Annotated in this window: 11 protein-coding genes and 1 other RNA gene; 5 read left to right on the forward strand and 7 right to left on the reverse strand. The window is 45.3% G+C overall.

Translation table 11 applies throughout. From position 1 onward, the window contains the following. Position 1: 1 nt before the first annotated feature. Complete coding sequence (locus tag F3J22_RS26590; protein WP_167021024.1) at positions 2-1,237, reverse strand: ABC transporter permease; 1,236 nt, start codon at positions 1,235-1,237, stop codon at positions 2-4. Positions 1,238-1,407: 170 nt separating this feature from the next. Here F3J22_RS26590 and F3J22_RS26595 point away from each other — a divergent pair, with 170 nt between their 5' ends. Then, positions 1,408-2,697, forward strand: a complete 1,290-nt coding sequence (locus tag F3J22_RS26595) for a DUF5103 domain-containing protein (protein ID WP_167021025.1) — start codon at positions 1,408-1,410, stop codon at positions 2,695-2,697. A 107-nt stretch (positions 2,698-2,804) separates the two neighbouring features. Here the strand turns inward: F3J22_RS26595 and F3J22_RS26600 are convergent, their stop codons facing one another. The 6 genes from F3J22_RS26600 to F3J22_RS26625 form a co-directional block, all read right to left on the reverse strand. Then, positions 2,805-4,115 (reverse strand): NAD(P)/FAD-dependent oxidoreductase, encoded by a 1,311-nt coding sequence (locus tag F3J22_RS26600; protein WP_167021026.1) that lies wholly within the window; start codon positions 4,113-4,115, stop codon positions 2,805-2,807. A gap of 153 nt (positions 4,116-4,268) precedes the next feature. Continuing rightward, positions 4,269-4,976, reverse strand: a complete 708-nt coding sequence (locus F3J22_RS26605) for an MIP/aquaporin family protein (RefSeq protein WP_167021027.1) — start codon at positions 4,974-4,976, stop codon at positions 4,269-4,271. A gap of 34 nt (positions 4,977-5,010) precedes the next feature. Continuing rightward, positions 5,011-6,501: a glycerol kinase GlpK gene (gene glpK / locus F3J22_RS26610; protein WP_167021028.1), complete on the reverse strand. Its 1,491-nt coding sequence runs from the start codon at positions 6,499-6,501 to the stop codon at positions 5,011-5,013. Positions 6,502-6,763: 262 nt separating this feature from the next. Beyond that, positions 6,764-7,417, reverse strand: a complete 654-nt coding sequence (gene fsa / locus F3J22_RS26615) for a fructose-6-phosphate aldolase (protein WP_167021029.1) — start codon at positions 7,415-7,417, stop codon at positions 6,764-6,766. A 122-nt stretch (positions 7,418-7,539) separates the two neighbouring features. After that, an RNA gene (ffs, locus tag F3J22_RS26620) (signal recognition particle sRNA small type) lies at positions 7,540-7,639 on the reverse strand. A 147-nt stretch (positions 7,640-7,786) separates the two neighbouring features. Beyond that, on the reverse strand, positions 7,787-8,512 hold the full coding sequence (locus F3J22_RS26625; RefSeq protein WP_167021030.1) for an RDD family protein: 726 nt from the start codon (positions 8,510-8,512) through the stop codon (positions 7,787-7,789). A gap of 124 nt (positions 8,513-8,636) precedes the next feature. On the opposite strand from F3J22_RS26625, the gene F3J22_RS26630 reads away from it, so the two are divergent. Genes F3J22_RS26630 through F3J22_RS26645 form a run of 4 tightly spaced genes read left to right on the forward strand, consistent with a single transcriptional unit; the run spans position 8,637 to position 12,762 of the window. Next, positions 8,637-9,641 (forward strand): stage II sporulation protein M, encoded by a 1,005-nt coding sequence (locus F3J22_RS26630; protein ID WP_167021031.1) that lies wholly within the window; start codon positions 8,637-8,639, stop codon positions 9,639-9,641. Beyond that, positions 9,638-10,564 (forward strand): DUF4129 domain-containing protein, encoded by a 927-nt coding sequence (locus tag F3J22_RS26635; protein ID WP_167021032.1) that lies wholly within the window; start codon positions 9,638-9,640, stop codon positions 10,562-10,564. Before F3J22_RS26630 ends, F3J22_RS26635 begins: the two co-directional genes overlap by 4 nt. Next, complete coding sequence (locus F3J22_RS26640; RefSeq protein ID WP_167021033.1) at positions 10,557-11,780, forward strand: DUF4350 domain-containing protein; 1,224 nt, start codon at positions 10,557-10,559, stop codon at positions 11,778-11,780. The genes F3J22_RS26635 and F3J22_RS26640 overlap by 8 nt, the downstream gene beginning before the upstream one ends. Position 11,781: 1 nt before the next feature. Beyond that, on the forward strand, positions 11,782-12,762 hold the full coding sequence (locus F3J22_RS26645; RefSeq protein WP_167021034.1) for a MoxR family ATPase: 981 nt from the start codon (positions 11,782-11,784) through the stop codon (positions 12,760-12,762). Positions 12,763-12,778 lie beyond the last annotated feature (16 nt).

Below are 12,778 nucleotides of genomic sequence, written 5' to 3' on the forward strand. Positions count from 1 at the left end.
ATTATTTGAACTGGATTGCTTTAACCGGCGTGATTTTGCGGATGATCAATGAAGGTAGCAAAAGTATGCAGATGCATATGAGTAAGGTACCTGCATTGATCGCCACCACTTCATACCAGTAGAGCGATACGGCAGCAACAGGCATGTAGTAGGTGTCTTCGGGGAGTTTGAAGAGGCCATATGTCTGTTGCAGCCAGGCCAGTGAAAGCCCGACGAAATCCCCGATGGCGATGCCAATGGTGATGATATAGGCTGCGTGCCAGGTAAAGATTTTCTGTATAGACCAGTTGCGCATGCCCAGTGCCTTGAGGATGCCTACCATGTTGGTCCTTTCCAGGATGAGTATCAGCAGTGCGGTGACGAGGTTGATCGCCGCCACGATGGTCATGATAATGAGGATGATATATTTATTCTTGTTCTGGAGTTTCAGCCAGTCGAAGATATTAGGGTAGATGTCTGCGATGGTGCGGGTGAAGAGGTCGCCGCTGAGCATATTTTCATCGATGTACTTAGCGGTGGAGTCCATTTGGTGGTAGTCTTTAACCGCGATTTCGTAGCCGCCGATCTGTTGCGGGTCCCAGTCGTTGAGGCGGCGGATAAGGTTGATATCACCCAGGATATAGGTTTTATCATAATCCTCGATCGCTGTTTTGTATATACCCGTTACCGTTAGTTTTCTGGCTCTTGGCGATTGTCCGCCGCCCTGAATAAAGTAGATGATCACTTTATCATTGACTTTCAGGTTAAGGTCGTTGGCGATGCTGCTGCTGAGGATTACGCCGGGGGCGAAGGTGCTGTCGTTGTATTGCAGAATATTACCGGCCACAATGAACCTTTTCAGGGATTCCCAGTTATAGTCTTTACCAACGCCTTTGAATATTACTCCGTCAATTTCTTTATCGGCTTTAACGATAGCAGATTTTGTAGCATAGCTGTTGATGGACTTCACTTCGGGAAGCTGGCGGATATTTCTGACGAGTGTACTGTCGTAGTCGAAGGGTTTTTCCTGGGTTAGCGGGCCTGCATTGGGCTGATACTGGTTGATCAGTATATTTCCCCAGAAATCGAAGATTTTCCCCTGAATAACTTCCTGGAAGCCGTTTACCAATCCGATTGCCAGGATCATGACAGCCACACTAACAGCAGTAGCTGCTATGGCTATTTTGATAATGAATCCAGAGAAGGAAGAACTCTTGTTAAAAGCTATCCTGCGGGCAATAAAACTTGGTAAGCGCATTAATATTTCAGGTGTTTATTTAGAAATAAAGGTACTGTTTAAAGTAATTATATTAATTGAAATGTCATTAAAATAATTGCTGGTGGCGGGCGTTTAATCCATTACGTTAGAAATAAGCGGGGATTAAAATCTTAAAATAGTCGTAACTTCCATCCGATCAAATTCCGAGTATGCGTAAAGCACTATTGATGTTGGCGCTCCTGTATGCTGCACTGTTGCCCTCAGTTTTAAAGGCCCAGGAATTAGCCATTACACCTGACCACGTTTATCAAAGTAATATTAAGTCTGTAAAGCTGAACCAGGCGGGCGACCCGCTAAGTCTGCCCATGATTACCCTGGGCTCTTCGGAGCAGCTGGAGCTGGCTTTTGATGATATGGACAATGATGTAAAGAGTTACTATTATACTTTTGTACTCTGTAATGCAGACTGGTCGCCGGCTCAGGTGAACCAGCTGGAATATCTCCGTGGATTCTCTGAGATCAGGATACAGAACTATAAGATGTCCAGCATTGCTTTTCAGCGTTATACACACTATAGTGCGCAATTGCCGGGCGGTAATAGCTTCCCGATCAAATCCGGGAATTATCTCCTGAAGGTTTACCTGGACAGCGATACCACGCAGCTGGCGTTTACCCGCAGGATGATGGTGGTAGACAATAAAGCCGGTATTGCCGGTTATATTCAGCAGCCGGTGAGCCCTAAATTATTCCGCACGCACCAGAAAGTGAACTTTGAGGTAAATATGGGCGCACTCAATATCCCTAATCCTTTTGACCAGATTAAAGTGGTGATCCTCCAGAATGGCCGCTGGGATAATGCAGTGGTGAATCCGCGTCCGCAGTTTATCAACAATAATGTTATTAAATATAATACAGAAGTAGATTGTGTAATTCCCGGCGGTAAAGAGTTTCGCTGGATAGATCTGCGAAGTTTCCGCCTCCAGACAGAGCGCGTGAAACATACGGAATACCATACCAACAGTACCGACGTATATGCGCAACCGGATGTAGAGAGGGCCGATAAAATATACCAGTTTATTAAAGATATAAACGGTAAATACTACCTGGCTACGCTGGACGATTACGACCCTAATTTTGAAGGAGATTATGCGTCTGTGCATTTTAATTTTTCATCGCCGGAACCTTATGCCGGCTATGATATGTACATTTTCGGAGAGTTTACCAACTATGAAACGAATGACCTGAACAGGATGAAATACAATCCACAGACACGGGCATACGAATGTACTTTATTGCTGAAACAGGGGTATTACAATTATATCTATGGATTGATTGATCAGCGTGATCCTGCCGGTAAATTCAGTACTGCGCTGACAGAAGGTGATTACTGGGAAACAGAGAATAATTATACGATATTACTGTATTACAGATCACTTGGTACGAGGATAGATCAGCTGGTATCGACGATTACTTTGAATACAATTCTGAATAGAAAATAATCATCTGCATAAAAATAGCAGGTGATGAAAGCCTCCACTGCCCGAAGGGCGGAACAAAAAAAGCTGTAGCGAAGCTACAGCTTTCAAATAATTCAAGTTGCTGGTATTTAAGAAGCTACTGTTTGCCGTAGTTTCACGATGTTGGCAGCACCACGTTTGATGATAATACGGGTACCACGTTCGAAGGTAAAGTAACGATAGAACCAGTTGATAAATACCACCAGTTTGTTACGGAACCCGAGCAGACTCATTAAGTGAACGATCATCCAAACCACCCAGGCAGGGAAGCCGCTCATTTTGATGCCTGCAAACTCAGCAACAGCGCGGTTTCTACCAATGGTGGCCATACTGCCGAGGTCTTTATAATGGAAAGGCTTTTCTACTTTTCCATTCATTTCCAGTAAAATATTTTTAGCCAGATTTACACCCTGCTGGATCGCAACCTGCGCTACCATCGGATACCCTTTAGGGAAGCGTGGATCATTGGTCATCTGGGCGATATCACCGATAGCATAAACATTTTTGAAGCCTTTCAGCTTGTTGAAGTCATCGACGAGGATACGGCCGTTTGGCAGAATAATATCCTGTGGCAAACCGTGCACCGGTACGCCTTTCACACCAGCTGACCATAACAGGGAGTGTGACTGGATCTGTTCTCCGGTACTTAAAGTGACGGTTTTACCATCATACTCTTTTACACCGGTAGAAAGCATTACACGCACACCCAGTTCTTCCAGACTTTTCAAAGTTTTTTGAGATGTCTGTTCGCTGAAAGAGGCCAGGAGTCGAGGCCCTGCTTCGATCAGGTAAACATTCATCAGATTTTGAGGAATGGAAGCATAATCTTTAGGGAGGATATATTTGCGTAATTCAGCGAAAGCACCGGCTAATTCTACGCCGGTAGGGCCTCCGCCTACCATTACGAAGTTGAGTTTAGCTTTGATTTGTTCAGGATCAGTGAGGAGCAGACTTTCTTCAAATTGTTTCACCACATAATTCCTGATCTGCACCGCTTCGATAAGAGATTTCATGCCGATAGCATTGGCTTCTATCGTTTTATTACCGAAGAAGTTGGTGTTGCTGCCGGTTGCGAAAATGAGATAATCGTAGTGCAATTCTCCGATACCTGTTTCCAGGATATTTTCTTCTGCACGGATACCGGTTACTTCCGCCATGCGGAATACCAGGTTTTTCTGTTTGCGGAATATGCCACGTAAAGGGAAAGCGATACTGTCCGGTTCCAGGCCTGCAGTAGATACCTGGTACAACAAAGGCTGAAACAGGTGATAATTGTTCCTGTCCAGCAATACAACCTGAACGGGAGCGTGTTTCAGGTGTTTAGCAAGATTAATACCTCCAAAGCCACCACCTACTATTACTACCCTTGGGTTCTTCGTTTCCGGAATGTTGAGACTCATAAGTTAGATTTTAAAGAGAGATATCTGATTCATTGTATCCTACATTATAACATCCAGCAAATCCAATGCTATCGTTATTGTTTTCAAAGTTACTAAAGTTTCAGAAAAAAATGAAACTTTAAATGTGTATTTGGTACACAAAGTTCAGGGATTTTATTTTAGTAAAGAAAAAATTATTGTGGCGAAGGCGGCTCCGGCGAGTGGACCAAGGAGAGGAACCCAGGCGTAGGCCCAGTCGCTGCTGCCTTTGGAGGGGATAGGCAGTATTGCATGCATAATACGTGGCCCCAGGTCGCGGGCGGGGTTGATGGCATAACCGGTAGGTCCACCGAGGGAGAGGCCAATGGCAAGCACCAGAAATGCGACAGGGAGGGCATCCAGGGAGCCGATGCCAACGGCTGGCTTACTGATATAGAGGATAGCCAGGATAAAGGCGGTAGTAGCCAGGAATTCGGTCAGGAAGTTATACCAGACACTACGTATGGCCGGCGCGGTGCAGAAAGTGCCTAAAATTGCGCCTTTATCGGTCGTAATGTCAAATTGTTTTTTGTAGCAGAGCCATACTCCGGTTGCGCCGGTCATGGCGCCGAGCATTTGTGCGAGCAGGTATCCGGGGACAGATGTCCACGGAAAGTCACCTTTTATCGCCAGTGCAAAAGTGACAGCGGGATTGAGGTGGGCGCCGCTGTAACGGCCGGTGCAATACACGCCAACAAATACGGCCATAGCCCAGCCCATGGTGATAACGATCCATCCGCCCTGGTTGCCTTTGGAGTTTTTGAGGACCACATTGGCAACCACGCCATCTCCGAGAAGAATAACGAAGGCTGTTCCAACAATTTCTGCCAGGAATGGTGACATAGTGCGAATTTAATGAGTCAGTAATTGGTTCGTGTTATTCTGTCCAGGCTTGCGCTGCATGTATGGCTCGCTGCCAGTTTTTGTAGAGTTCTTTTCTGGTATGGTCTTCCATGGCTGGTTCGAACGTGGCATTTATCTGCCATTGTTTGGCGATGGTTTCAATGCTGTCCCAGAAGCCAACAGCCAGTCCGGCGAGGTAGGCTGCGCCAAGGGCTGTTGTTTCGGTGATATTGGGCCTTACTACCCTGATATTGAGGATATCTGCCTGGAACTGCATCAGCAGGTTATTGCTGGTAGCGCCGCCATCCACCCTTAATTCTTCGATTTTCATACCGGTATCGGCTTCCATGGCTTTTAGCACGTCCATGGTCTGGTAGGCGATGGCATCCAGTGCCGCCCTGGCAATATGTGCGGCCGTGGAGCCACGGGTGAGTCCAACCATAGTGCCACGTGCATATTGGTTCCAGTAAGGGGCGCCTAATCCGGCAAAAGCGGGAACAAGGTAAACACCGTCGCTGTGCGGCACCGTGGCAGCGAGTTTTTCCACATCGGCGGAGTGCCTGATAATGCCCAGGCCATCGCGGAGCCACTGTACTACGGCTCCACCGATGAAGATACTGCCTTCAAGGGCGTAACTGACTTTCCCATCAATTTTCCAGGCGATGGTAGTGAGCAGATTATTTTTAGATTTTTTAGGTGTTTCACCGGTATTGAGTACCATAAAGCATCCGGTGCCGTAGGTATTTTTGATCATACCTGGTTCGGTGCAGAGCTGTCCGAAGAGGGCAGCCTGCTGATCGCCGGCAATGCCAGCCAGCTTTATTTTAAAGGGAGTGAGTGTGGCTTCTGTTTCACCGTATACCTCGCTGGATTGCCGTACATCCGGCATCATGCTGGCAGGGATATTAAAGAGCTGCAGTAGTTCTTCATCCCATTTGAGATCGTGAATATTGAAGAGTAGTGTACGTGAGGCATTACTGACATCCGTGATGTGTAGTTTGCCACGGGTATAATTCCAAACGATCCAGGAATCGACGGTACCAAAGGCGAGTTCACCGTTTTCGGCTTTTTCTCTGGCGCCGGGAACGTTGTCGAGGATCCATTTTATTTTAGTACCAGAGAAGTAGGCGTCTATGAGTAATCCCGTTTTATCACGGATCATTTCTTCCTTGCCTTCTTTTTTAAGTTGATTGCAGTAATCGGCGGTACGTCTGTCTTGCCACACGATGGCGTTATGGACGGGTTTACCTGTTTTTCTTTCCCATACGATGGTCGTTTCTCTTTGGTTGGTGATGCCGATGGCGGCGATATCTTCACCGGTACAATTGGCGCGGAGTATGGCTTCACCGGCAACGCCGGCCTGGGTGGTCCATATTTCCATGGGGTCATGTTCAACCCATCCTGCCTGTGGGAAAATCTGTTTAAATTCTTTTTGTGCAACAGCGGTAATGGCTCCGTTTTTATCAAAAATTATTGCGCGGGAGGAGGTAGTGCCCTGGTCCAGCGCCAGAATGTATTTTCCCATGGTGTATGTTTTTCTCGCAAAGAACGCAAAGGAACAAAGTGCGCAAAGTTGCGCCTCCGGCGCCTTTTTCTTGTTTGCGTTCTTTTTTAGTACAACATGGAAAAAAGATATTTGTTTGTTTTTGCTATAATAACAAAACATTCTGCTTACAAACAACAAGACGTAATCCTTTGCGTACTTTGCCTCTTATGCTGCTTTGCGCGCAAAAAAAATCCCCGGTACATCTCTGCACCGGGGATACACCATCTAAAAAATATTGCGATTACATTTTCCTGGCATCTTCCAGGAATTTAGCCAGGCCGATATCCGTTAAAGGATGTTTCAGCAGGCCGAGAATAGAGTCTAACGGACAGGTACATACGTCGGCACCTACTTCAGCACATTTCACGATGTGGAGTGCGCTACGGATGGATGCTGCGAGGATTTCAGTTTTGAAACCCTGTACGCTATATATCTGAGCGATCTGAGCGATCAGTTCAACGCCATCCCAGTTGGTATCATCGATACGACCGATGAATGGGGAAACGTAAGCTGCACCTGCTTTAGCAGCCAGGATAGCCTGACCTGCAGAGAATACCAGGGTACAGTTGGTTCTGATACCGTTGTCGGTGAACCATTTGATTGCTTTCACGCCGTCTTTAATCATAGGAACTTTCACCACGATGTTCGGGTGAATAGCCGCCAGTTTCTGTCCTTCTTCGATAATGGATTTAAAATCCGTAGAAAGTACTTCTGCACTCACGTCACCATTTTCGGTGATTTCGCAGATGTCTTTGTAATGCTTCAGAATAGCAGCTTCACCTTTAATACCTTCTTTTGCCATCAGAGATGGATTGGTTGTTACACCATCCAGGATACCGAGATCGTGAGCCTCCTGTATTTGCGCCAGATTAGCTGTATCAATAAAGAATTTCATACTATGTTAAATTAAAGTTCTGAGAGCTTGTGTGCGTGCGGAGCAACTGTCATTAGGAAAGGAGGTGAGAATAAACCAGCTGACTATTGACAGCGACTAATGACCTTTTAAAAAGAGAAAAAAAAAGGCAAGTTACTTATATCGCACCGCTTCAACCACCTACCCTTGCTACATTCCTGTCCTGGGGGAGTTCAGCAGGAGCTGGTCGTATAAGACTTGCCGATGCAAAGGTAATACAATGTGTTGTAAATCCAAATTTTATAGAACTTTTCTTGAAATTTTTTTTCCGACACATCCTCCAAGGCCCGCCAGACGTGCGGTTTTGGTTAGAATATTTATTTTTATAATGTATTGAAAGGCTTGCTGGAACTACTTTTCAAAGGTCGTATAATAGTTGTAATCATTCAGCACCGTTTCCAAAAACATAGTGTCCGGTAAATTACTGCTGATCTTCAACACATCTTTTACCCTGTTGGCCACACGACTTGCAAGCATGTCATCACCGCTTAAAGCGCGGTCTAGCAACTCCTTGATTTTATTCATGTCCCTGTCAGACAACCGCATGATCTCTGGAAAACTTGGTGTATATCCTTCGTAATTGATATTACGGAAGATGGTATCTTCAATTTTACCTTTCTGTTTGGTACTGATAACGATCGTGCCTGCTGCAATATCTCCCACACGCTGCTTCAACGGTGACCTGACGATACTAATCACAGGAATAACAGCAAAGAAGAAAAATGGCTGTTCTATGATGCGGAAAAACCAACGGGTCAGGAGCTGACTCGTTGAAGGCGTGTTCCCTATCAGCCCTACCACTTTGATCTGCATTACCTTTTTTCCCGGTGTCTGCCCATTCATAAATAACTCAAATAACAGCGGATAAAGCAATGCCGGCAGTGTTACAAACAGCAGCGTAACAGCAGAAAAGGCGCCGTCTGTCATATCAAAGGTTCCGAACATGGTATAAAAGATCCATACAAATATTGCTCTCACGACTAAATCTATCAGCCATGCAATAAAACGCAGGCCAATATCCGCTGCCTCAAACTCGAGATCAATATTAAAGGAAGTAGGAATTTTTATTGTGTTCATTCTCAAATCTACACAATTGTTTATATATTGTTCCATATTCCAGCCTACGTGCCTGTACCTGTATCGCGGAAATCCGCTACTGTACACCGCTTATGGAGGAGAGCATAAAACAGCAGGATCCGGTATGAGAGAATCTCTTTTTATCAAGAAAAATTTAGCCCGTTGGAAGAAGTACCAGGAAGAACCAACTGATAACCCGGATGAAATGTCCGAGCGCTTCGTTTCCATCCTGGACGACCTCGCATACGCTAAAACTTTTTATAGCTTCAGTAAAGTAACACGCTATATCAACGGCATTGCTGCCGGCATCTTTCAACGTATCTATCAGCATAAAAAAGAAGATACGGGAAGATTTCTTCTATTCTTCAAATTTGAGCTGCCGCTACTTTTCAGGAAATACCATAAAACTTTACTTTATGCATTCTGCTTCTTTGCTGTTTTTTGTCTGATAGGCACCTTTTCGGCAGCACATGATGAAACCTTTGTTCGTGGCGTACTCGGAGACGAATACCTCAACATGACGGAGAAGAATATCGCCAATGGCGACCCTTTCGGTGTTTATAACAGCAGGGGAGAATTATATATGTTCCTGTCTATCGCTTACAATAATATCTATGTTTCCATCGCCTGCTTCGTATTGGGTATATTTTTAGGCCTGGGAACATTATGGATGTTATTCAGAAATGGTATAATGATTGGCGCCTTTCATTACCTGTTTGTGTCGCATGGCCTCGGATGGAAAGCAGTGCTGGTAGTGATGATACACGGTACCATCGAGCTTTCAAGTCTGGTTATATCCGGTTGTGCCGGACTAATACTCGGCAACAGTATTTTGTTTCCGGGTACCTATAAACGTTCTGATTCCCTGAAAAGGGCCGCCAAAGACGGTGTGAAAATCATGGTGGCACTAGTCCCTTTCTTCCTGGTAGCGGCGTTCCTGGAATCCTTTGTAACACGACACAATCACATGCCGTTGCTGGTGAGTCTGTTGATATTAGCAGGTTCGCTGGCCGCTATTGTATATTATTTCATTTTATATCCTATCATCTTACATAAAAAAGGATATTCTTTGGGAGATAAAGGAGAAGTTTTGATCACCCATAAAATAGCAGCTGCACCGCACGAATGAAATTGAAAAACATCTTTATCCTGCTGAGCTGCTGCATCTGTATGCTGACCGTACCGGCCAAAGTCCGTGCGCAGGATAGCCTCAAGGCACATTACAAAGACCTGAGAAAGGAGTTTAATAAAGCTGCCACTAATGACGGATCTGGCTTAAGTCCACTCAGCGAAATACCGGAAGACAGTACCGCCGCAGATAGTTTGGCAGAGGACGAGGAGATAGTAGCCCGCCCGATTGCAACTGACACCGACAGTGCAGGGATGGTCATCGATAGCCAGTATTCTTCCATGGATGAACCGGTAGGGCTCCCGAATTACAACGAGCGTCCCGTTTCCGCAGAGAAATTAGCTTCCCTGAAAAAAGATAAAGACCTTAAATATGCTGATAGCAGTGAAAAAGATACAGACACCAGCTGGAGCTCATTGATCCTAAGTGCAATATACCTGTATGTACTGGCGCATATCTATATTTTCAGATGGGTGCTGCTAGGGCTGTTGCTGGCTGTTATTGGTTATCTGCTTTTCAGATATATGAGCAAAAATGGTTTGTCTTTCTTCCGGAAACCACTGGTAGTAGGTGCTTTAAAGGAAGAGGCGCCTGAAGAGGAATTACACAGTACCAATGAGTACGAACGGAAAATTCAGGAAGCCGTTTCGAAAAATGATATACGCCAGGCGATTCGCTGGTCATACCTGCACCTGCTGTTCCTGCTCGCCGATGCCCATATGATTAAACTGGCAAAAGACAGGACCAACAAGGAATATGTACGTTCCCTGAAAAATACACCGTATTATGCCGACTTCTCTATCCTGACGATGGATTATGAATATGTCTGGTACGGTGGGTTTGATATCAGTCAACACGAATTTGAAAAAATGCTGGAACAATTCAAGGTCTTTAACCATCAAATAAGCAAAGCTGGTGAGTAAAAAGTTTTATTACATAGCGGGAGCTGTTGTTGGTTTATTGGTCATCCTGCTGGTACTTACTTCTTCCAATAACAGAGACGAAGCGAAGCACAGCACGGATATGAGCCATCCCAGCTTTTCCAGCAAGGACAAGGAAGCCGGTGGCGCTTACAGTGCCTTTCAGTTATTACCATCTCTTTTCAGTAATAACCCGGTACAGATTGTAACCAAGCCTTTTTCGGTTTCCTATAAAAAAGATGAACAGCTGAAAAGAACAGGAAACGCGTATATCATCGTTGCCAATCAATTGTTTCTCTCTAAGCAGGATGTGACCGATCTGCTGGAATATGTACAGGCTGGAAATGAATTGTTTATTGCTGCCAACAGGATAGATCAGCAGCTGAATGACAAACTGGGAATAGTGACCAGTCTGATGGAGGATGGTGGTGTAGTGATGCCGGGCTCTCAGCAATATATCGATACATTGAATGATATCAACAAAACGTATCGCTATAAAGGACCAGTCCTGGAGCGTTATTTTACGAAGGCAGATACCAGTCTGACAAGGGTATTAGGCTACTCCCCACATGATCATCCTAATTTTGTGAGAATGAGATATGGTAATGGGAGGATATTTATTTTACTGAACCCTTATACCTTCACAAATTATTTTCTACTTCATAATAACAATGCTGAAGCGCTTTCCATCCAGATGAGTTATATGGACGAAGTAGCGGAAAACCTATACTGGGACGACTTCTACAACACACAGCTCGGGCCGCGTAACGATGACTTTTCAGAATGGCAGGTGTTGCTACGTTATCCTGCAATAAGATGGGCATTATGGCTGACGCTTGCGTTGATGTTGCTGTATGTAGGTTTTGAAAGCAAGCGCCGTCAGCGAATTATCCCGATCAAACCGGCAGTTACCAATGCCTCATTGGAGTTCGTTGACACGATCGGGCAGCTGTATTACCAGCAGCATGATCACGTAAATATCTCCCATAAGATGGTGGTGCATGTATTGGAGTATATTCGTTCCCGTTATTACCTCAATACGAATACACTGGATGGAGATTTTGCCATACTGCTCAGCAAGAAAACGGCTGTTTCAGAAGAGGAGGCGAAGCGGCTGGTAAGGCTGATCAACAACGTACAACAGCATGGTTATATCGATGCAGAATTTGTAAGAGAATTATACCGAAGCATTCAACTTTTTTATCTAAATACAAAATAAAATGGATATCAATACCTTCCAGCCACGAACAGACCTGTCCACTTTACAATCAGGGGTGGAAGCCATCAGGGACCAGATTGGTAAAGTGATTGTGGGCCAGCCACAGATGGTAGACCTACTGATCACGGCGCTGCTGTCGCAGGGACATGTCCTGATCGAAGGCGTGCCTGGCGTGGCAAAAACCCTTACTGCCAAACTGCTGGCACAATGCATTGATGTTGATTTCTCACGTATACAGTTCACACCTGATCTCATGCCTGCCGATGTATTGGGGACATCCGTTTTTAATCCGCAGTCAAGAGAATTCGAATATAAAAAAGGGCCGATATTCAGCAACCTGGTACTGATAGATGAAATCAACCGTGCCCCGGCTAAAACACAGTCGGCATTGTTTGAAGTGATGGAAGAGCGCCAGATTACCAATGATGGTCACACCTATGTGCTGGATAAACCTTTCATGGTAGTGGCTACGCAAAACCCTATCGAACAGGAAGGAACCTACCGTTTGCCGGAGGCTCAGCTGGACCGATTTCTCTTTAAAATAGAAGTGAAATATCCTGACCTGCAGGACGAAATAGCGATACTTACCGGCATGAACAACCTGGAAGATGCGACAAATATTACCGCTGCCGTAGATAAAGTGCTGACAGCCGCACAGCTGCTGCATTTCCAGCAACAGGTACGTCAGGTACGCGTAGATGAAAAGCTGCTGCGTTTTATCGCTTCTATCGTTCACGCAACCCGTGAGCATCACTCTTTATACCTGGGTGCATCGCCACGCGCTTCCATTTCAATTATGAATTGTGCCAAAGCACAGGCAGCGATGAGCAACAGGGATTTTGTCATTCCGGAAGATGTGGTGTCTATGGTGAAACCCGTGCTGCGCCACCGTATTATCCTTACTCCTGAAAGAGAAATGGAAGGTATTACCACCGATGATGTGATTGATCAGATCGTAAAAACGATTGAAGTTCCGAGATAATTAAACACTGTACCAG

The organism is Chitinophaga sp. Cy-1792 (assembly GCF_011752935.1).
Classification (GTDB): Bacteria; Bacteroidota; Bacteroidia; order Chitinophagales; family Chitinophagaceae; genus Chitinophaga.